General features: G+C 44.8%; 24 protein-coding genes. 4 read left to right on the top strand and 20 right to left on the bottom strand.

Features of this window, described 5'->3' with window-relative positions:
* Positions 1 to 169 precede the first annotated feature (169 nt).
* The 11 genes from MSA64_RS03440 to MSA64_RS03390 form a co-directional block, all read right to left on the bottom strand.
* Positions 170 to 484: a thioredoxin family protein gene (locus MSA64_RS03440; protein ID WP_287890554.1), complete on the bottom strand. Its 315-nt coding sequence runs from the start codon at positions 482 to 484 to the stop codon at positions 170 to 172.
* A gap of 22 nt (positions 485 to 506) precedes the next feature.
* A complete protein-coding gene (locus tag MSA64_RS03435; RefSeq protein WP_227597270.1) occupies positions 507 to 1,553 on the bottom strand; it encodes an ABC transporter substrate-binding protein in 1,047 nt (348 codons plus the stop codon).
* 99 nt (positions 1,554 to 1,652) lie between these two features.
* Positions 1,653 to 2,453, bottom strand: coding sequence for an ABC transporter permease (locus tag MSA64_RS03430; protein WP_227616695.1), 801 nt, complete (start codon positions 2,451 to 2,453; stop codon positions 1,653 to 1,655).
* 17 nt (positions 2,454 to 2,470) lie between these two features.
* A complete protein-coding gene (locus tag MSA64_RS03425) occupies positions 2,471 to 3,532 on the bottom strand; it encodes a sulfate/molybdate ABC transporter ATP-binding protein (protein ID WP_154431510.1) in 1,062 nt (353 codons plus the stop codon).
* 224 nt (positions 3,533 to 3,756) lie between these two features.
* A complete protein-coding gene (locus tag MSA64_RS03420; RefSeq protein WP_117525196.1) occupies positions 3,757 to 4,794 on the bottom strand; it encodes a DUF5692 family protein in 1,038 nt (345 codons plus the stop codon).
* 32 nt (positions 4,795 to 4,826) lie between these two features.
* Complete coding sequence (locus tag MSA64_RS03415) at positions 4,827 to 5,171, bottom strand: hydrogenase maturation nickel metallochaperone HypA (RefSeq protein ID WP_022399064.1); 345 nt, start codon at positions 5,169 to 5,171, stop codon at positions 4,827 to 4,829.
* Positions 5,172 to 5,183: 12 nt separating this feature from the next.
* Positions 5,184 to 7,970 carry an FAD-dependent oxidoreductase gene (locus tag MSA64_RS03410; RefSeq protein WP_154431512.1) on the bottom strand — a complete coding sequence of 929 codons (2,787 nt, stop codon included), beginning with the start codon at positions 7,968 to 7,970 and terminating at the stop codon, positions 5,184 to 5,186.
* Between the two features lie 152 nt (positions 7,971 to 8,122).
* Positions 8,123 to 8,791 carry a hydrogenase nickel incorporation protein HypB gene (gene hypB, locus MSA64_RS03405; protein WP_287890547.1) on the bottom strand — a complete coding sequence of 223 codons (669 nt, stop codon included), beginning with the start codon at positions 8,789 to 8,791 and terminating at the stop codon, positions 8,123 to 8,125.
* A complete protein-coding gene (locus MSA64_RS03400) occupies positions 8,788 to 9,345 on the bottom strand; it encodes a TetR/AcrR family transcriptional regulator (RefSeq protein ID WP_287890545.1) in 558 nt (185 codons plus the stop codon). Before MSA64_RS03400 ends, hypB begins: the two co-directional genes overlap by 4 nt.
* Positions 9,346 to 9,512: 167 nt before the next feature.
* Positions 9,513 to 10,376: an MBL fold metallo-hydrolase gene (locus MSA64_RS03395; protein ID WP_022399059.1), complete on the bottom strand. Its 864-nt coding sequence runs from the start codon at positions 10,374 to 10,376 to the stop codon at positions 9,513 to 9,515.
* Positions 10,377 to 10,420: 44 nt separating this feature from the next.
* The gene (locus tag MSA64_RS03390) at positions 10,421 to 11,059 is read right to left on the bottom strand and encodes a Crp/Fnr family transcriptional regulator (RefSeq protein ID WP_287890543.1); all 639 of its coding nucleotides are present in this window, start codon (positions 11,057 to 11,059) and stop codon (positions 10,421 to 10,423) included.
* A 140-nt stretch (positions 11,060 to 11,199) separates the two neighbouring features.
* Between MSA64_RS03390 and MSA64_RS03385 the strand changes: the two genes are divergently transcribed.
* Entirely contained in the window at positions 11,200 to 12,990 is a 1,791-nt protein-coding gene (locus tag MSA64_RS03385) for a flavin reductase (RefSeq protein ID WP_154431516.1), read from the top strand.
* 162 nt (positions 12,991 to 13,152) lie between these two features.
* Positions 13,153 to 14,298, top strand: coding sequence for an endonuclease/exonuclease/phosphatase family protein (locus MSA64_RS03380; protein ID WP_277663492.1), 1,146 nt, complete (start codon positions 13,153 to 13,155; stop codon positions 14,296 to 14,298).
* 119 nt (positions 14,299 to 14,417) lie between these two features.
* On the opposite strand, the gene MSA64_RS03375 is transcribed toward MSA64_RS03380, so the two are convergent.
* The 3 genes from MSA64_RS03375 to MSA64_RS03365 form a co-directional block, all read right to left on the bottom strand.
* The gene (locus MSA64_RS03375; protein ID WP_277663491.1) at positions 14,418 to 15,122 is read right to left on the bottom strand and encodes a TMEM165/GDT1 family protein; all 705 of its coding nucleotides are present in this window, start codon (positions 15,120 to 15,122) and stop codon (positions 14,418 to 14,420) included.
* A 38-nt stretch (positions 15,123 to 15,160) separates the two neighbouring features.
* A complete protein-coding gene (locus MSA64_RS03370) occupies positions 15,161 to 16,162 on the bottom strand; it encodes a calcium/sodium antiporter (protein WP_022172671.1) in 1,002 nt (333 codons plus the stop codon).
* 350 nt (positions 16,163 to 16,512) lie between these two features.
* Complete coding sequence (locus MSA64_RS03365) at positions 16,513 to 17,850, bottom strand: MATE family efflux transporter (RefSeq protein ID WP_118576446.1); 1,338 nt, start codon at positions 17,848 to 17,850, stop codon at positions 16,513 to 16,515.
* Here MSA64_RS03365 and MSA64_RS12180 point away from each other — a divergent pair.
* Positions 17,844 to 18,086: a DUF6783 domain-containing protein gene (locus tag MSA64_RS12180; RefSeq protein ID WP_405367496.1), complete on the top strand. Its 243-nt coding sequence runs from the start codon at positions 17,844 to 17,846 to the stop codon at positions 18,084 to 18,086. The genes MSA64_RS03365 and MSA64_RS12180 overlap by 7 nt on opposite strands.
* A 377-nt stretch (positions 18,087 to 18,463) precedes the next feature.
* A complete protein-coding gene (locus MSA64_RS03360; RefSeq protein ID WP_106491326.1) occupies positions 18,464 to 18,979 on the top strand; it encodes a helix-turn-helix domain-containing protein in 516 nt (171 codons plus the stop codon).
* Between the two features lie 52 nt (positions 18,980 to 19,031).
* Here the strand turns inward: MSA64_RS03360 and MSA64_RS03355 are convergent, their stop codons facing one another.
* The 6 genes from MSA64_RS03355 to MSA64_RS11910 form a co-directional block, all read right to left on the bottom strand.
* Positions 19,032 to 19,448, bottom strand: coding sequence for a hypothetical protein (locus tag MSA64_RS03355; RefSeq protein WP_154433071.1), 417 nt, complete (start codon positions 19,446 to 19,448; stop codon positions 19,032 to 19,034).
* Between the two features lie 22 nt (positions 19,449 to 19,470).
* Positions 19,471 to 19,686: a hypothetical protein gene (locus MSA64_RS11915; protein ID WP_154433070.1), complete on the bottom strand. Its 216-nt coding sequence runs from the start codon at positions 19,684 to 19,686 to the stop codon at positions 19,471 to 19,473.
* Positions 19,687 to 19,724: 38 nt separating this feature from the next.
* The gene (locus MSA64_RS03345; protein ID WP_262525290.1) at positions 19,725 to 19,853 is read right to left on the bottom strand and encodes a hypothetical protein; all 129 of its coding nucleotides are present in this window, start codon (positions 19,851 to 19,853) and stop codon (positions 19,725 to 19,727) included.
* A gap of 358 nt (positions 19,854 to 20,211) precedes the next feature.
* Entirely contained in the window at positions 20,212 to 20,391 is a 180-nt protein-coding gene (locus MSA64_RS03335; RefSeq protein ID WP_154433069.1) for a hypothetical protein, read from the bottom strand.
* A 102-nt stretch (positions 20,392 to 20,493) separates the two neighbouring features.
* Entirely contained in the window at positions 20,494 to 20,898 is a 405-nt protein-coding gene (locus MSA64_RS03330) for an arsenate reductase ArsC (RefSeq protein WP_287890536.1), read from the bottom strand.
* Positions 20,891 to 21,022, bottom strand: coding sequence for a DUF5714 domain-containing protein (locus MSA64_RS11910; protein WP_287890556.1), 132 nt, complete (start codon positions 21,020 to 21,022; stop codon positions 20,891 to 20,893). Before MSA64_RS11910 ends, MSA64_RS03330 begins: the two co-directional genes overlap by 8 nt.
* Between the last annotated feature and the right edge of the window lie 46 nt (positions 21,023 to 21,068).

Genomic DNA, 21,068 nt, shown 5'->3' with positions numbered 1-21,068 from the left:
TTTCCGTTCATGTCGATCAGAAGTGCTCCCTTTGCTGATGGATAAATTGTGTAACCGTTATATGCTTTCTCTTTGTTATATACTAAAACTCCTGTTGGAAATACGCTTGGATAACCCATGATCTTTTGCCTCCTGTTTCTTAATCTTTATTTCTTCTGTCTTTTTTGTTCTATGCCAGTTTTTTAATTTCTTCCTGTATGATCAGCGGATGAACTTCACCCACCAGTTTGTTTTTAATCTCTCCGTTTTTGATAAATAACAATGTCGGTACTGCTGAAATATCAAATCTGCTCTGCAACAGTGCTTCCTGGTCAATATTGCATTTACCAAAGAAAACATCGTCTCCCTTTTCCTCGGAAAGTTTATTTAATGCACCTGCCAGCTTTTTACAGTGACTGCATGCAGTGGTATAGAACTCTACAACCACCGGTTTGTCTTTATTGATTTCCTGGTCAAAATTATTTACGTTCAGTTCCTGTATCATAACTGCGGTTCTCCTTTGTCTCTTATTCGATGGTCACATTATCCGGAAATGCGATTTTGGCCACATCGGTGTTGATAAAATCGCGGACATTATAATCTTTCGGGAAGCTTCCGTGTTCAAATCCCCATTTTTCGATGTCTTCCAGATGTGTCGTTGCTTCCTCGGAAAATCCAGGCTCAAAGCTGTAGTTTTTCCAGTTTTCTTTAAAGTCTTCTGCTTTCAGACCAAGTTTGTCTGCCAGGTATTCTGCAGATTCATCCAGATGATCGTTGATATACTGCGTACTTTCATCGACAGCCTGCAGGAACTTAGCAAGAGTGTCTGTATTTTCTGAAATATATTTGTCGGTTGACAGGAAGTAGGATCCGGTCTGAATACCGATTTCCTGGGAAGTTGCCACCTGTACCCAGCCGGCTTCTTCGATATACTTTGCTTCGGAACCGTTGGCATACACAGCGGATGCACCGCCTTTCTGGATCAGCGCCAGTCTGGTCTGAGAAGAATCGGTGTTGATCAGGTTCTGTTTGCTCTCATCCAGACCCAGATATTCGATGCACTTACTTGCATAATAGTATGTTACCGTTCCTTCCTGGTACATGAATCCTGCGGAACCATCCAGGCTCTTCGGATCATCTGCGTATTTCGGATCTACATACAGACCACCGGACAGGGCCGACTGACCACCGGAGATCTGAGAAAAGATCTGCAGGTTTGTGGCATCCAGGGTATTTCCCAGACGATTGACTGCTGCATAATCTGCCATCATTCCGATGTCTGCGGTTCCGTTGACTACCGCATCGATGGTATTGATACCGGCTACAAACTCTGTCGTCTGTAAGTCAATGCCGTATTTTTCAAAAATCCCCTGCCAGAGACCAATTTCTGTCGCATACTGATCAAGCTGACCGGTCATCACTGCATCTCTCACGGTCACCAGATCTCCACCGGATGAAGATGCATCGGAGGATGCTGTTTTGTCTGTTGTCTGTGTGCTGCTATTTCCGCATCCGGCAAGTGTTCCAATGACAAAAACTGCTGCGGCTGCCAAGCTGATAATTCTTTTTTTCATAATAATGTTTCCTCCTCTTTCTAAAGCTGTTTTATGGTTTCCGCGAAACTGCTTTCTCCTCATATCACAATCTCGCAGGTATTTTTCTCTTCCGGATTCCTACGCTTTTCTCACTCCGAAGTGCTTTAAGAATGTACAACCAAAAAGCTGAAGCAGACGGTCCGCAACGAATCCGATCAATGCCAGAGTAACGATTCCTGCGAATGCCCAGGCTGTTTTGTAGTACATCTTGGAACTCTGGATCAGATATCCAAGACCGTCGTTGCCAACCAGCATCTCTGCCGCGATCACACAGATGATACTGCTGCTGAGTCCCAGCCGGATACCGGTGAAGATATTCGGAACTGCGGAAGGCAGTACCACGGTGAAAAACACTCTCAGCCGGCTGGCGCCCATACAGGATGCCGCCTCCATCAGAGAATGATCGGTAGCAACCACTCCTGCAATCGTATTGACCAGCACCTGGAAAAATGCTGCATACAGAATCAGTGCTACTTTGGAAGTATCATCCACCCCAAACCACATCAGAAACAGGGATGTCAATGCGATGGCCGGGATAAAACGAAACAGACTTAAGATCGGTTCCACGATCCAGCGGATCGGTTTGAAATGTCCGACCACCAGTCCGACCGGTACGGCAATAACTACCGCCAGTCCCCAGCCTTTCAGTACACGGCTTACGGACGCTGCAATGTCCGCCCACAATGTGCCGTTGCTTACCAGTTCCTTGATCGCTGTCCAGGTCTCTGCCGGACTTGGGAGGAAGATCTCATCATACTGTAAGGATCCCAGTCCCCAGAACAGAAAAACGATCAGCCAGGAGACGATTCCTGTTTTGATAACCTTCAAAGGCAGATCCCAACTGCCTGTCTTTTTTGTATTTGCTGTCTGTGACGCCATGGCTTTCTGCCTCCTTCCTAAATATAGTACATACTGGATACATCCAGTCCTTTGTTTGTCAGTGTCGTTGTCGTCTTATCATCAAAGACATACATCTGATTGATGACTACCCATACTTTGTCGCCACTCTTTAACGGTCCGTTGACCAGCGGGGAATTGGTTCTTATAGTGATACCCTTGATATTTAACAGTACCTCGAAGTAATTGCCACGGAAGATACTCTGTTCTACGGCAGCCTGTTCGTAGATAGAACTCTGTTCCGTCACATCTTTCGGGCTTTTAATCTCTACAAATTCCGGTCGAATGATTGCCCTCGTATCCGGTCCGATGGAATCAAATCCTTTTAACTTTCCGTATTCTTCAATGATCGAAGATTTTCCGATAAACTGTGCCACAAACGGTGTCTTCGGATGCAGGTAAATCTCCACCGGATCCCCCATCTGTTCTACGCGGCCCTCGTTGGTGATGATGATCTCATCCGCTACCTCGATCGCCTCGTCCTGATCATGTGTTACGAAAATACTGGTAATTCCGATCTTATCGATCGTCTCTCTTAACCAGGTACGAAGTTCCTGTCGAACTTTCGCATCGATTGCTGCAAACGGTTCATCCAGAAGCAGTACTTCCGGATTCGGTGCCAGTGCTCTTGCAAGTGCGATTCGCTGTCTCTGACCACCGGAGAGCTGATCCGGATATCTCTTTTCCAGCCCCGGAAGCCCTACCAGATCCAGCAGCTCGGTTACTCTCTGTTTGATAAATTTCTTATCTTTCTTCTGGATCTTTAACCCATAAGCGATGTTGTCATATACCGTAAGATAAGGAAATAATGCGTAATTCTGAAATACGAATCCGATTCCTCTCTGGCTCGAAGGAAGATCGTTTACCACATTTCCGTTGATACAGATATCTCCGGAATCCTGATGCTCCAGCCCGGCAAGCATTCGGAGAATCGTTGTCTTTCCACTTCCTGACGGTCCGAGAAGACCAACCAGTTTTCCTTTTTCGATTGCAAAGTTCACATCTTTCGATGCCTGAAAATCACCGAAGGATTTATTGATATTTTTTAATTCAATATACATAGCTTGTCGTCCTTTTCTCTCTCCTGTGCCTGTTTTGTATTACCTATTATTCCTATCGAATTAGTATGTTGTATCCGTTGTAGAGATAATATCACTTATATGTTTTTATGTCAATAAATGTAGTTATAGGAATTTTTTAGGATTGGCTATAGGTTTTTCCTATAGCAAAAAGATCCCGTACAGTTTTATACTCACCTGTACGGGATCTTTTCTATATGTTTTCTTTATTTTGCTCTCGCCATAGCCTCCTGATAATCTTTCGTATCCACGAAGATCTCTTCTTTCCATGGGTTCTTCTTCTGTGCTTTTGCTCTCTTTAATATATAAGCAAATACGAACACGTTCACAGCAAAGGATACTACCGAGATCAGTCCCTGTGCCGTCGGACTGGCAACGGTCGGCATGGTGCTTCCCATCGCTGCTGCGATACCGCCTTCTCCATAGACAGAGGTTACGGTTGTAAAGCGACTCGCATCCTGAAACAGTGGGAACACCTGCGCAAACATGCACCATAGTGCCAGGGTGTTTGCACGGTTCTGGATCCAGCCGCCTTTGTTCCACAATGCTGCAGCAAAGGTCGGTGCCAGAAGCAGTGCCAGACCACAGTACCAGGAATGGGTCGGCAGGTTCAGGTAAGTATACTGGAAGTTCCAGACATCATAGGCCAGAACATATACCCAGATCATATCCGGCCACAGCATATCCTGCTTGTTTTTGGAAGAGTAGATACCCCACCAGCCGGTCATACAAACAATATTGAAAAGCCCTGCCAGACCGTTCAGTACATTCCACCAGCCGCCGTACAGCCATACGCCTTCAGATGACATCCACCAGCCGCCTGCCAGAGAACCTGCGCGGATCGCGGATTCAAAATCAGATGCTACTGCGATCAGGATATTGATTGCTACAATAACAAACGGAAATGCTTTGAACCAGTGTGCTTTTCCCAGTTTTCCCCAGTGGTACTTCAGGATCATAAATCCGATACAGCCTGCGGTTGCCGCATACAGTTTCGCATAATGGAACCAGCTGTTCATATGTACGTAAGTATCATTGTTCAGCGCCCATTCCGCACCGGATGCCGCACCGATATAGATGGCAATAAAGTACACAGACAATACCGCCGGGAGCACCAGGAAACATGCGATTCCTCCCCATTTCGACCGCCTTGCGATCTCATTCATGATTACCAGTCCTGCAAAGACTAACAGCCAGCCAAGCAGCTGCCATCCTGCTGTTTCTCCGTAAATCTGAAAAAACATACACTCACTCTCCTTTTTCTTACGCGGAATCTTTATTCCACTTCTATTTCCTTAATGTTGAATTCACTTCCCTGCAAAAGATACGTGTGTTCACTGCCACAGTGCGGACAGATCTTTCCATATTCTATGGTCGAATAGGTCTTCTCACATTCCTCACAGTATGTAATTGCAGGAAGTGTCTCCACAATAAGTTCTGCTTCCTCAAACAGCGGCCGTTTCTTCGCCGCCCACGTCCAGCAGTTCTGCAGGTAAGATTCGATCACCGTCGAGACCTCCCCAAGTTCCAGCACTACTTTCCGTATTTTTTCCACTTCATTCTCCTTTGCCACCTTTTCCAGATGATCCATGATATGAAATGTCACGCCAAGTTCATGCATATCTGCATTCTCCTATTTCTTCTTCGCAAACTTCACTTTGATGGACTGTTTCACCATATTCGGAAGAATATACTTCAGTTTATCCTCAGATGCCCGCATCACAGACGCTCCCGGAATCTCTCTGTGCAGATGGATCGCATCAAAGACACATTTTGTGGTACATACTCCACAGCCGATACATTTATTCGGATCCACCACAGAAGCTCCACAGGACAGACAACGGGAAGTCTCTGCTTTTACCTGTTCTTCCGTCAGACTGTGAGACAGGTCGCGGAAGGTCGCTGCCTGTGCTTTTTCATCTGCTTTCGCCGGAATCTGGCGTTTGGATGTATCGTAACTTTCCACGGAAATATTGTTTTTATCCAGCTCCACAAAATCACGACGGTTTCTTCCTATGGTCAGGGTACAGTTTTCATGTACATAACGATGAAGGGAAATCGCACCCTCCCGTCCTGCTGCGATCGCATCGATGGCAAATCTCGGTCCTGTATACACATCACCGCCGACGAAGATATCCGGCTCAGAGGTCTGATAGGTCAGTTTATCTGCCAGTGCACCGCCGTTCGACCGTCTCTTCAGATCCAGGTTATCCAGCATATTACCCCATTCGATCGCCTGTCCTACGGAAAAGATCACATGCTTACACGGTATGGTCACGGTCTGTTCTTCATCGTATTCCGGTGAAAATCTTCCCTGTTCATCCAGTACACGGATACATTTTTTAAATACCACACCGGCCACTTTTCCGTCTTCTTCCAGCACTTCTTTCGGTCCCCAGCCGCAGTTCAGCTCGATACCTTCTTCCAGTGCTTCCGCAATCTCTTCCTTACTTGCCGGCATATTTTCCCGCTGTTCCAGACAGAACATGGAGATCTTCGCATCCACACAACGGCTGCTGATTCTCGCCGCATCGATAGCTACATTACCACCGCCGACAACCACAACATCACCTTCAAGCGCAAAGCTTTCTTTCGCTCCCGCTTCCCGCAAGAAATCAACGGCTGCATAAGTACCTTTTGCATTCTCTCCTGTGATACCCGGTTTTCTTCCACGCTGGCATCCGATCGCCACGTAGAAACCTTTATAACCCTGTTCCCGCAGTTCTTCGATCGTGATATCTTTTCCGATCTCCACACCACAGCGAATTTCCACACCGAGTTTCCGGATCACATCGATCTCTGCTGCCAGAAGATCTTTTTCTAATTTATAGGAAGGAATTCCGTAACGAAGCATACCGCCCGGTTCCTCATTTTTCTCGAAAATAGTCGGTTTGTATCCGGTCAGCGCCAGATAATATGCACAGGAAAGTCCCGCCGGACCGGCACCGATGATAGCGATTTTCTCATCAAATCCACCTTTCAGGGACGGAATCGTCTTTTTCGGGATATATCTCGTCTCCGCATTCAGGTCACGTTCTGCCAGGAATCGTTTTACTTCATCGATGGCTACCGCCTCATCGACGGTTCCTCTGGTACATGCATCCTCACATCTGCGGTTACATACATGTCCGCAGACTGCCGGTAACGGATTATCTTTTTTGATCAACGCCAGTGCGTCATCGTAACGTCCCTCTTTTGCCAGTTTCAGATACCCCTGTACAGCGATATGTGCCGGACAGGCAGTTTTACATGGTGCAGTACCGGTATCGTAGCAGTTGATCCGGTTCACATCTCGATAGTTATGTGACCACATGTGTTCGCCCCAAGGCTGTTCCGACGGGAGTGGAATCCGCGGATAGGTTACTTCGCAGCCCTCTTTATCACACAGTTTCTGACCCAGTTTTACCGCCCCTGCCGGACAGAATTCCACGCATTTTCCGCAAGCTACACAGTTGGCTTTTTCTACCTTCGCCACGTAAGCGGAACGGGACATATTCGGGGTGTTAAAGAGCTGGGAGGTACGCAGTGCATAACAGACATTCACGTTACAGTTACAGATTGCAAAGATTTTGTTAGCACCGTCGATGTTTGTGATCTGATGTACGAATCCGTTGTCCTCTGCTGCCTTCAGAATCTCCAGTGCCTCCGCTTTATCGATATAGCGTCCGTCTTTCTGTGTTTCCACTACATAATCTGCCATATCTCCGACGGCGATACACCAGCCTTCCGGATCGTCCGCGCAGCCCTCTCCGTGGGTCAGGCGGGAACGACGGCAGGAACACGGGCTTGCCGCGTATTTTCCCTCATATTTGTTCAGCCAGTGGGAAATATGTTCCAGATCTACGGATTCATTTTCCATCTCGATCGCTTTTTCCACCGGGATAACATGCATACCGATACCGGCACCGCCTTCCGGCACGAACGGTGTGATCTTCTCCAGAGGCAGACGGGACATATGTTCAAAGAAAGTTCCCATCTCCGGGTTAGAGTCCAGGATGTTTGCGTTCATGTTGAAAAATTCTGCACATCCCGGTACATACATCGGTAACACATACTGTTTTTCGTGCTTCGGATTCTCCCAGTTGTATTCCAGAAGACCTTTTCTTGACATTTCTTCCAGCAGCGCTTCACATTTTTTCTCTTCCAAACCGGAGAGTTTCACGATCTCTGCCAGTGTCTTCGGTTTTCTCACACCAAGTTTTACTGCCAGTTCTGCTTCCTCATCGGTAAGCACGCCCGCAAGTCCCCAGTACTCCGGATCGTTTCTGGTAATCTTTTTCAATCCCAGTTTCTGCGGAATCCGGTCTGTGATCTTTTTGCCCAGTTTCGCGATCGGCTCCCGGAACGGTTCGTTCGGATCCGGGGTGAATTCCGGATAGACATAATCCGGATACAGCTCTTTATCCAGTTCTTTCTTCATTTTCATCCTCCTACACATTGCCTGCTTCTTATCTCTTTCCGGGCAGACCGCCCGGTACATTGAGTTTGAATCGCAGACACTTCCCTTGCTATTTGCGGTAGTTACTCCCTGTAAGCTACCTCACCTGTATATTCTGCAGGTTTTCCTTCCCATCAGTTTTTCCATGCAGTTACCTGTGCTGCCAGCCACTCGGCCCACGCATCCATGCCTTCCCCTGTCTTCGCACTGATCGGAAATACCTTCGCCTGTGGATTTCTCTGATGGATATACTCTTTCACCCGTTCCATATCAAAATCAAAATAAGGCAGCACATCGATCTTGTTGATCAGCACCGCATCACAGATCTGGAACATCAGCGGATATTTGAGCGGTTTGTCATGCCCCTCCGGTACGGAAAGGATCATCACATTTTTCGATGCACCCGTATCAAATTCTGCCGGACAGACCAGATTCCCCACATTTTCCAGGATCGCCAGATCCACATCGTCCACGCCAAGACTCTCCACGCCCTGCCGGGTCATCTCCGCATCCAGATGGCACATACCCCCGGTATGCAGCTGGATCGATTTGACACCTGTTTCCGCAATCGCCTTTGCATCCACATCGGAATCAATATCCGCTTCCATCACACCGATCCGGAACCGATCCTTTAACCGCTCGATTGTTCCTTTCAGTGTTGTAGTCTTTCCGGATCCCGGTGAAGACATCAGATTCATCAGAAACACTCCCTGTTCTTTTAACTCCCGGCGAAGGTTATCCGCCTGCCAGTCATTATCTGCAAATACGCTCTCCTTGATCTCAAGGACTCTTACCTCTTTCACGTTTCTCTTATCCCTTTCATGATAATCTGTACCATCTCTTCTTTTCCCTGTTCGTAGGTCAGCCCGTTCTTGTAGAGAATATCTCTCTCCAGAAAGCAGGTTACCGTTCCCCGGATCATCGCCATAACGACCGGTTTCGAGATATCCTTCCGGATCTTTCCTTCCCGGATCCCTTTCTCCAGATACTGCTCGGCAAGTGCCCACCCCTGACTGACTGCTTTCATCAGGTACTTATACTGCTTCGGATACTTCTGTGCCAGTTCGAAGATCCTGCTAAGTCCGATGTTATAATACTTGGTCGGAATTGCGCAAAACAGCCGTTCCAGCTTTTCCAGTGTATCCAGTTCGGTATCCGCCTCGATCTCCTGCCGCATATCCGTAAAATCACGGGCATATCGGTCTGCAATCGCCATCAGCACATCCTGTTTACTCTCGAACACCGTATAGATGGTTTTTTTACTGATCCCCAACGCTTTCGCTACATCATTCATCGTAAATTTCAAACCATTCCTGGTAAATTCTTCAATTGCTGTATCAATGATTTTTTCTCTCATTTCTCTCTCCTGTCCTGTTCTCATTTACGGTTCAGCGAAAAAGGAAACCAGGAAACTGAGAACAGTTTCCCGGTTTCCTTCATTGTAACATTACACTGACTACCGGTCAATTCACTATATTTGACAAAAAAATCACATTGTTTTTATGCAGAACCTCTTATTTCCTTTCAGACCTCGATCTGTAAACCGTCATAAGCCAGTTCCAGTCCTTCTGACGCCACAATCGATTCGTACCAGTCATGCGGCGGACACCAGTGTGGGGACAGATGCGTCAAAAGAAATCTACTATTCTCACGCAGGCACTTATTTTCCTTCAATCGGTCCCTTATTCGGATATTGTTCATCAGACACATATGTCCGCCATACTGTTCATTCAGTCCTGTAGTTCCTTCCATAATAACTGCATCGTACTGATGTTCCTGTATCAATGCAAACTGATCCTCGTCATAACTTCCGGAATCCAGCGCATACAATAACGTTTTTCCATCTTTCTGAATGATATAACTGTGGGAAAATCCCCGTTGCGATCCATGATTTCCGCGAACCGGCAAGATTCTGTACCCATCCGTTTTCTCTTCCTTTCCCTCTCTGATCTCATGCAGATTTATTTTCAGTTCTTCCATGTCATCCAGACTTTTTCTGAGTGTTTCCATCACGAAAGAATTCCCGTAAATATTCAGCTGCGGGATATCGGTAAACCGTGGACCTCCATGTCTCATTTTTTCGACATAAGTAAGCGGCAGCAAGCTTTCGTCTGTATTTCTCCAGTGCAGATGCTGCGGATACAGATGATCTTCATGAGGATGTGTGACCAGAAGTGTCTTGAGCTTTGATAAATTCACTCCGAACCGGGCTGCATTATCAAAACACGATGGTCCGATATCGATCAGCAGTTCTTCGTCAATCACCATGCTGCTGTTTGTTCTCAGGTTTTTTCCTCTGTGTTTTCTTGCATAAGTACAATGAGGACATTCACACCAGTATCCCGGATATGTTTCCCCTGCTCCTGTTCCTAAAAATGTCAGTTTCATACACGTACCTCTTTTCCTTAATTATAGATCTCTTTTCTTCCATTTTACAACAAAATCCGTATATTTTTCCCTTCCCGGAACAAAACTCCCTCTTCCGACAGATTTTTAAATTCCCGCATCATTGCACTCCGGTCCACGCACAGATATTCTGCCAGAGTCGTATAAGATACCGGCAGTGTAAATACCTGTTTCTTTTTCCCTCCTCCCACTTCATTCAGATACGCCATAATTTTTTTCCGGGTACTGTTTCTCGATAAGACATAGATCCGGTTTGCCTGCTGGCTGGCACGCATGGCGATCATCTGTAACAGATTGCTGAGCATCTGGCTGTGAAATTTACATGCATTTTCACACCGCTTGATCACATGCTCATAATCAATAAAGATCACACGCGTCTTCGCCTTCGCACAGACATAATAATGCTGCGACATCTCCGGTAACAGCAGCGGTTCCCCGAAGACATCATCTTTTTTCAGTTCATCCATCAGATACTGATTGCCCTCCGCATCGCTGCCATATAAAGAAGCCTGTCCCTCCGCGATCAAACCGATCTTTTTCATCGTATTCGTATACTCCATGATGATCTCGTTATTTTCATATACAATCTCACGCATCTGAAAACATATCCACATCCGCTCCTGTTCTTCCGGCAGGATATGTGAAAACAATGTCACTTTCTCCATCTGTATTCCCCCGTCTTTCTTTTTTTGTGTTTTTTTTAACATACTCCAATTTTGTTGCTTTTGCAACAGAATTTTCCGGTTTTTCCGGGTATACTAACGATAACAAGAAAACAGATTCCACACACAGGAGGTTCCCATATATGAAAATCACAGATACTATCAAATACATAGGCGTCAACGATCACAAAGTTGATTTATTTGAAGGACAGTACCCGGTAGCCAACGGTATGGCTTACAACTCTTACGTGATCCTCGATGAAAAGATCGCTGTCATGGACACCGTAGATGCAAACTTCACCCACGAATGGCTGGATAACCTGGAGCAGGTACTTGATGGCCGCAAACCGGACTACCTGATCGTGCAGCACATGGAACCGGATCATGCAGCCAACGTGGCTAATTTCCTGAAAGTTTACCCGGACACCACCGTTGTCGCCAACGTGAAGACCTTCCAGATGATCTACAACTTTTTCGGACTTACTCTGGAGGGACAGAAGCTCGAAGTTACCAACGGCGGCACGTTAAGTCTTGGAAACCATCAGCTGACCTTTGTATTTGCTCCGATGGTACACTGGCCGGAAGTTATGGTAACTTACGACAGCACTGATAAAGTGCTCTTTTCCGCTGACGGCTTCGGCAAATTCGGTGCCCTGGATGTGGAAGAAGACTGGGATGACGAAGCCCGCAGATACTTCATCGGCATCGTAGGAAAATACGGCACACAGGTTCAGTCCCTCTTAAAAGTGGCTGCAACCCTCGATATCCGGATCATCTGCCCACTCCACGGACCGGTACTTTCAGAAGATCTCGGACATTATATCGGTCTGTATGACACCTGGTCCTCCTACACACCGGAAGAAGAGGGCATTGTGATCGCCTACACTTCCGTCTATGGTCATACGAAAAAAGCAGTCGATCTGCTGGCTTACAAATTAAGAAGCAAAGGATGTCCGAAGGTTGTCGTATACGATCTGGCAAGAGACGATATGTCCCTGGCTCTCTCCGATGCTTTCCGCTACAGCAAACTGATCCTTGCCACCACAACCTACAACGCAAGCATCTATCCGTTTATGCACGACTATATCTCCCGTCTGGTGGAACACAACTTCCAGAACCGTACGGTAGGTCTGATCGAGAACGGTTCCTGGGCTCCTCTGGCTGCCAAGGTGATGCGTGAGATGATGGCAAAATGTAAAAAGATCAACTGGCTCGATACCACCGTAAAGATCCTCTCTGCCATGAATCAGGACAATCAGGATCAGCTGGAAGCCATGGCAGATGAACTGTGCAAAGAGTACATTGCCCAGAACGATACCCTTGCCAATAAAAATGACCTGACCGCACTGTTCCGGATCGGTTACGGCCTGTATGTGGTAACTTCTAACGACGGTAAAAAAGATAACGGTCTGATTGTAAACACCGTCATCCAGCTGACCGATACCCCGAACCGTGTAGCAGTTAATATCAACAAAGCAAACTATTCACACCATGTCATCAAACAGACCGGTATGTTAAATGTCAACTGTCTGTCCACGGAAGCACCGTTCTCCGTCTTCCAGCAGTTTGGCTTCCAGACCGGACGAAGTGTGGATAAATTCGCCGGTCAGACCGTACACCGTTCCGACAACGGACTGGTCTTCCTGGATAAATACATCAATGCCTTTATGTCTCTCAAAGTAGAAGACTATGTAGATCTCGGTACCCACGGTATGTTTATCTGCAGCGTGACCGAAGCCCGCGTGATGAGCAATCAGGAAACCATGACTTACACCTACTACCAGAACAACGTAAAACCAAAACCGGAAACCGAAGGAAAGAAAGGTTTTGTCTGCAAAGTCTGCGGTTATATCTACGAGGGCGATGAACTTCCGGCAGACTACATTTGCCCGCTGTGTAAACACGGAGCTGCTGATTTTGAACCGATCGGATAACAGAAGCAGAATCTTTCAACTGTTACAAACAGAGCAAGCCGTAACACATTTTCACCAAATATCTATGAGATTAAATATTGCTCTATAGAGTTTTCGCCCTGAATATGATACACTCAAAGAAATAAAAACTTTACCTGGATTTTACAAAGAAAAAGGCATACTATGAAAAAAACCGTAAAGAAAATTTTTAAAGTACTTGGTATCGTACTCGGGGTGATTTTGCTGGTGCTGATCGCTTATATCATCTATCTATATGCCAGCTATCATCGCATCGAAGACAATCTGGTTCTGGAAGTAGAATCTGCCCCTGACGCCGGAGAAGATCTGGAGGGACTGACTTCCGGAGCCCGCCCGGCTTCTGCATCCGCACGGTATAACACGGCACTGACTGCCGGGGAAACCTACTCCGCACTGACCTACAACCTTGGTTTCGGTGCTTACACACCGGACTTCAGTTTCTTCATGGACGGCGGCAGATCCTCCTGGGCAAAAAGCAAAGAAAGTGTGCAGAACACCATACAGGGAGCCGGTGAACTCATTGCTTCTTATGAACCTGATTTTGCATTGCTTCAGGAAGTAGATCTTGATTCCACCAGAAGTTATCATGTAAACGAATATTCCATCTTAAAGACTTGCCTGAGTTCCTACAATTCTGTCTTCGCACAGAACTATGACTCCGCATTTCTTTTCTATCCGTTTACACAGCCACATGGAAGCAGCAAATCGGGGCTTGCTCTGTTTTCCAGATATCTGGTAACCGATTCTCTGCGGAGAAGTTTCCCGGTGTCTACATCCTTCAGTAAATTTTTTGACCTGGATCGCTGCTACAATATTTCCAGACTGCCTGTGGATAACGGAAAAGAACTTGTAATTTTTGAACTCCACATGTCCGCCTACGGCAACAGCGACGCAATCCGTGAGGGTCAGATCCGTATGCTTGCCGATGACATGCAGAAAGAATACGAGGCCGGCAATTACGTCCTGTGCGGCGGTGATTTCAACCATGATCTGAAAGCCTCCGAGGACGATTCCGAAAATCGCGAGTCCTGGGCATACCCCTTCCCGAGAGCCAGCCTTCCTGACCACTTTTCTTTCTGCATCGATCAGCTGACGGACGAGGAACGGGATTCCCTGTGGAACAGCGCCAGAAATGCCGACATGGAATATGTGCCGGGTGAAACGTATACCGTAACACTGGATGGATTTATTATCTCAGACAATATCGAATGCGTCTCCTACGACAACATCAACACCGGATACACCTATTCGGATCATGATCCGGTATATCTCGAATTCACATTAAAATAATATAAGACAAAAATATAAGGGAACAGACCTGTACAACGATCTGTTCCCTTATATTTTACTCAGAAATCTGTCCGGCAATCGTATCCTCGATCACCCACAGGCTTCTTATCCTTCAAAAACTATCCTTTATCCGCTGACACATCCTGGCCCTTTTTCTTTTTCATATAAAGCCAGACGCAAATCACCACGAAAACCACCGTAACAGCTGACAGAAGCGGCCATACGGTGATCGGACAGACGTTTTCACTGATCAGGTTCAGTGCCTGATAAGCTGTGTAGATACCGAAGATTACAAAGATCACAAATGCCAACGTATTTAACAGTCCATCCGGAGTCTTACTCTTTAACAGATATCCCACCAGCATACCAAGAATGTCCGCTAAAAAAAGTCCCAGAGAGCATCCGATCCATACGATAAACGCAGCCCCCATCCCTTCATTGGCACCAAAGGTAATGGCTGTCAGCTGTGTTTTGTCTCCCAGCTCTGCTACAAAGAACGTGCAGAACACTGCCAGAGGAGCAAATTTGATCTTGCTCTTTCCGCCCTCTTCTTCCTCTTCATCCTCGTCTCCTGCAAGCATCGATGCCGCAAAATAAAGGAAGGCAAAAGCTGCAACAATCTTAATCAGCCATTCCGGGATAAATTCGCTGACCAGTCCGCCCGCCAGTACCGCAAGACCATTCAGCACCAGGATCGCTGCCGCCGTTCCCATGATAATATCTTTTAACTTATACTTGGAAGTCAGCGCGATCAGCATCAGCTGCGTCTTGTCACCCATTTCCGCGATAAATTCCGTGAAAAATACCTTTAAAAATAATAACATGTTCTCCCTCTCTGTGATTCAATAATTGTTTTTAATTATTATCTGATCACAATATAAATCGCATACGCCACATAAAGTGCGATCATACAGAACCCTTCCACTTTTCCGATCCGTTTCTTTGTCGCCGCAAAGATCCACACACATACGGTAAATACAATCAGCACACACAGATCGATGATATTTTCTCTGATGAGCGTAATCGGGCTGATCGCAGATGCGATACCGAGAACCATCAGAATGTTAAATATATTGGATCCCACTGCGTTTCCAAGTGCCATATCTACTTCGTTCTTTTTCGCTGCAACGATTGAAGTTACCAGTTCCGGCAGAGAAGTTCCGATGGAAACGATCGTAAGTCCGATCAGCGTCTGACTCATCCCAAGATCACCGGCAATTCTTGCTGCCGCATCAACAGTAACATCTCCACCAATGGCAATAGCAACCGCACCTCCAACGATAAAAAGAATACTTAACGGCATGGATATCAGCCTGATCTCTTCGTCCGAACCACCTTCAATCTCCACTTGTTTTCCTTCTTTACTGGCTTTCATCGCTGTACGGATCATATAGAAAATATAACCGGCAAAGCATCCCAGAAAGATTACGCCATCCAGATGCCCCAGTATCATCGAAGATGTATCTCCGATTCCGGCGATTCCAAAGAGCAGTAACATACCGGCACAGATCAGTGAAAACGGGATGTCTCTTCGAATCGTCTCTTTTGCCACATTGACCGTAGCCAGCACGCCGCAGACACCAATAACCACCATCAGATTAAAGATATTGGAACCTACGACATTGCTCACAGCAAGTTCATTATTTCCTGTAAGAGAAGCCGACACACTGACCGCCGTCTCCGGAAGCGACGTTCCCATCGCCACGATCGTAAGTCCGATGATGATTGCCGGCACATGCAGACGCTTTGCTACACTTGAACTTCCCTCCACAAAATAATCCGCTCCTTTGATCAACAGCACAAACCCAATCACAAGTGCAACCAGAACCAGCGCAAATGGAGCATTGTTAATAAAGTTTTCCATAGTTTCCTCCTTTTTTCTCTCCATGAGTTTCCGTCATCCCAACATCTTTTCCTGTCTTCCAGCAGCTTACAGCACTCTGCTGGTTGGTACAGACACGACGTCGACCCGCTGCCTGCGTAAAAAAAGACTCATGTATATCTTCACCTCGGATCAGACTTCTTATTCCGAAGCAAAGATATACATGAGTCTCATTATTTAAGATTTGCCAGATTGTACTCTGTACTACAATCAGAATGTTGACAAACCACACTTTCGCGCTAACTACTCCCTCATGGAATATTTTATTACCTGATAAATAATATCAAATAGAATGTAGTATGTCAACGGGAAATCCGAGTATAGTATAGTTGTTAAATTTCTCCCCTTTCAGTTGGCCACGATTTTCTGAGTGCCACATAAGAAATCAAAAAATTAGCCAACCAGCCGGCAGGTACAGCAAGCCAGACAAATACGATGCCAAAACGAGGTGCGCAGATCAAAGCAACTGACAGACGGATTGCCAGGTTGACCATATTTGCAATGAGAAAAGGCCGCATGATTCCAAGTCCACGAAGAACGCCATCCGTTGCCATCTTGATACCCATGAAAATGAAAAAGTAACCGAGCCATCTCATATAATCCCCAGATACCTGATATGCTAAAGCGGTTCCATCTTTCCCCAGGAATAACGAGGAAATTTGAGTATGCAGTGTTTCAATGACTACAAAAGCAAGAACTGCAAACCACAGATCCAACACCAGTGCAGCGTGATATCCTTTTTTGAGACGTTCTATTTTCTTTGCGCCAAGATTCTGGGATACATACGGTGAGACTGCATTTCCAATGGATACAAAAATCAGTGAAAAAACATTTTCTACCCGCATCGTTGCCGAATAACCGGCGAGTGCCTGTGTACCGAATGGATTTACAACTGCCTGTACGATCATCATACCAATTGATACTGTGGATTGCTGGAGAACTGATGGTACGGCGATTCGAAGCATAGAACGTAACTCTCTCCCATCAAACCAGGCAAAATGGCTTTTATACCGGCGCATCCGACTAAAGAAAATCAAAAGTGAAAACACTCCGGAAATCCCCTGTGCAATGAGAGTTGCAAGGGCTGCACCGAACACACCCAGGCCAAGTCCTGCCACCATCCAAAGATCCATAAATATATTCAAAACAGAAGAAAATATCAAAAGACCCAGTGGAATTTTTGACTCTCCGATCGATGTGAACATCGTTGAAAGGATATTGTACATAAACAAAAACGGAAAGCCCACAAAATAAACACGAAGATACAGTACTGCTGCCTCCAGTATATCAGCAGGTGTCTGTAATAACCTCATCATCGAATGGGAAAAGCAAAAGCCAAAGACACCCAGAAGTATACTTAGAATCAGGAAACTGATCAGTGATGTTGACACAATTGTTTTCATTTTGCTGTAATCTCTGGCTCCAAAATAACGACTCACAAGCACACCGGCACCTACACCGGCACCCAATGCTATACAAATAAAGACATTCGTAAGTGCAGCACAGGCACCAACTGCCGCAAGCGCAGAGGAGCCAACAAACTGACCGACGATAATAGAATCCGCCATATTATATACTTGCTGAAAAAAGCTGCCCAGAATCATTGGCATTGCAAAAACAGTCAGTGCTTTAAGGGGCGCATCTGTGATTAAATATTCATCTTTTGACATTGTCTTATTTCTCCTTAAATCCCTGTCTTTTACCCGGAAGCTCTAGAGCGTGTCTGAAAAAGGCTTTTCGTGAGCTGCGAGTCCCAGTTTGTAGGAGATTTTATCCGAATAAGAGCGGCGTAGCGGGCTACGACAACCGAATGAGGGTAAAATATACTGCAAAGTGGGGTTTGCAGATTGCAGAAATGATTTTTCAGGCACGCTCTAGCATGACAAGTGCCACTAATACATTATAAGGCTATGATTGAAAGCGCTGTCGGAATTTCACTTAATCTCCTTCCGCAAGAATTCATTTTACATCTTCAATATACAAAATGCAAATTTTGTCACTTCTTGTTCGTCTTATTTTACTACCTCTCTTTCTTTGTTCACTCTTTCTGGCTTCCTATCCATTTATGAACTTGTTGTTGACTGATGATTCAAGTATAATAAACTCGTAACTGTTCAGTACCTTCACAGTTACGAGCCAAAATGCATTTAAACGATAAAAACACCTCGCGGGACAGTGGCTACTGAATAGTTACATAAACTCTATATAAGAAATACACGTCTTGCATGTGATCTTATGTATTGATGATTCTCATGTTCTGCGATATACGGGGAGGAAATTCTCATGGGTAAACAATCTACCAGGGAAAACAAAACAATTTACCAACTTTGCCGGGAAGCTGCAGGGCTTACAAGGGCAGAAGCAAGTGATAAAATGGAGGCTGTCTCAGATTCTAAAATCGAAAAATTCGAATACGAAACACAGGAGCCTACACCTTACGATATCATTCAAATGGCTGATGCTTATAAGCGACCGGATCTCTGCAACTATTACTGCTCACACAAATGTGAAATAGGCCACCGCTATGTTCCAGAAGTAGAAGTGACTGATCTGTCAAATATCATCCTGGAGACAATTGCCGGTCTGAATGAAATCAATCCTCTTACCGGTCGTCTGATCCAGATTGCCCGTGACGGTAAGATCAGCGATGATGAAATGAAAGATTTTGCTTATATCAGTAAAAAACTTGATGAAATTTCTTTAGCCATAGACTCTTTGAATCTTTGGGTAGATAAGACCGCCGGAGAACAAGGGCTTAATCTTGAGCTCTTAAATGCCGAAAAAGAAAAATTAAAATAATCCATAATGCCAAGAAAGGCAATGAACCATTTCTGACTCATTGCCTTTTCCTTTACATACGCTGTAATTGATTGACTATACTTTCTGTTCTTCGAATTGCTTCTTCTACCTGTCTTTTTGCATTATTGATTCGATCCTGGACCACCCAGTCCACAACAAAGCCATCAAAGAAATAATCCGCAAAAGAAAGGAAATCTCCAGTATCGATATTCAAGTTACATGCCATATTTACATCATTTAATTTCCTGCTGAAATTACGGAGATCATACTTTGCCTGCTCCATATTCTGCTTCGCCTGATCCATTTTAGAATGTTTTAACATCGTAGTGAAAAAGCCACCACCAAACATATCTACCAGTCCCCAGTTCTTTGCACTGTTTAGATTTTCTTTTGCTGTCTGAAGACTGTTCAAAGCCCTACGCCCAGCTTCAATTGCTTCTCTTTTTTCTTTTTCAATATCATATCCCATTCGTTTTCTTCCTCCTGATCGATTATGAGTGTGACGTCACCAATGCTATAATGCCACCGACAATCAACAATGGAAAAGCAATGTACATCAGTCCACCTATAACCATACCAATCAATATCAGCGGGAAGAAAATAACTGTTAAAAGTAGTTTCATAATTCCCCAGGATGCTCTTAACCCAAAAACAAAAAATTTTCCTACAAACCAAATCATACAAATTGCAAATAATAACGATAACATTTTTTACTCCTTCTGAAACTCATTCTGATATGTGTCTTTCATTTTTTCTGTTCTTTTTCTGATAAATATTCAGATGTGTTCTTTATTCCAAGCTTATTATTGAATGCCGGATTTTTCTCCATCTTTTCTATAATCCGGATTAATCGAATTCTCTGTGCTGCTTCCATCTGATCACCCCATCTATATTCTGTTTTTTGTTGATATTGTCACTATAACAAATTTATTTTTCACAATACACATCTACCATGAGGAATTGCATCTTTATATTTCTCGAATTTTGAGAATTCTGTCTTTATATTTTCTCTGCATGAATTGTTTTTTATCTATGCTGACTCTTTTATAATAAGCATATGCTTTTACTCTCTGATGACTTCATAAGTCCAGCTTTTACAACCGCATATCCCATAAGCATGATCGCAAAAAGCTTTGCAATCTCTTCCATTAATAATAAACTGATTTGCATATTTCGTCCCTTCTTTTCTGATGTCTACTGTCAGTAATTATAGCACGTCGTCTACATTATGCTTAACAAACTTTGTGAACTTTCCGGATCATTTTTGTATCATCCGAGAAACCAATGTCTATAAAATTCGCATAGTCTTCTTTGTTTTCCACAGAATGAGCAAAGTAATCATAGAGATACTTCTCACATACACCAATCATACTGCAACAGAGCATCAACACGATCAGCTTCCAGGTTTTCATTTTGTAAATCATCTCTTTTCAGAAATAGAAAAAGTGATGACCACATTGATCACCACCTTAACCATCTGTATTTTCTAATGTTTGCTCACGCAAAACTCCACTTTAACTTTCACTCAACATTTTCTTTAGCTCCATGATATTCTCCTCAATCCGCTGTATCACAGCCTTGAAATCATCATCTGATTTCCCCGTTGGATCATCAAGTCCCCAGTTATCATCAAACGCCCTTCCAATAAAAGGACATCCCACATTGCATCCCATGGATATTGCAATATCAACATCTGGGATATCAGTAATCAGCTTACTGTGCTGACCATTTGCTTCCATGTCTATTCCATAAATCTTTTTCATGATACGAACGGCATCCTGATTAATCTGAGGCTTTGTCTCTGTTCCGGCCGAATAGCTTTCAAATATATCTGATGCCAGATGTTTTCCCAATGCCTCTGCTATCTGACTACGGCAGGAATTATGAACACAGATAAATGCGACTTTTTTCTTATTCATGAAACGGACACCTCTCCTTAATACATTGGTTGTTCTTATCAGAATGAATGCACTTTATAACAGGCTTTTCCATTTGTATATTAAAATTCTCTGCCACATAGTCAATCGCTGAGATTATGGCCATATAAGAATCTCTTTTACAACATCTTGGTCCACCAATGCTCCCGATT

This window comes from Oliverpabstia sp. (assembly GCF_022785585.1).
GTDB lineage: Bacteria > Bacillota > Clostridia > Lachnospirales > Lachnospiraceae > Oliverpabstia > Oliverpabstia intestinalis.
This window is presented reverse-complemented; position numbering and strand designations above follow the sequence as displayed.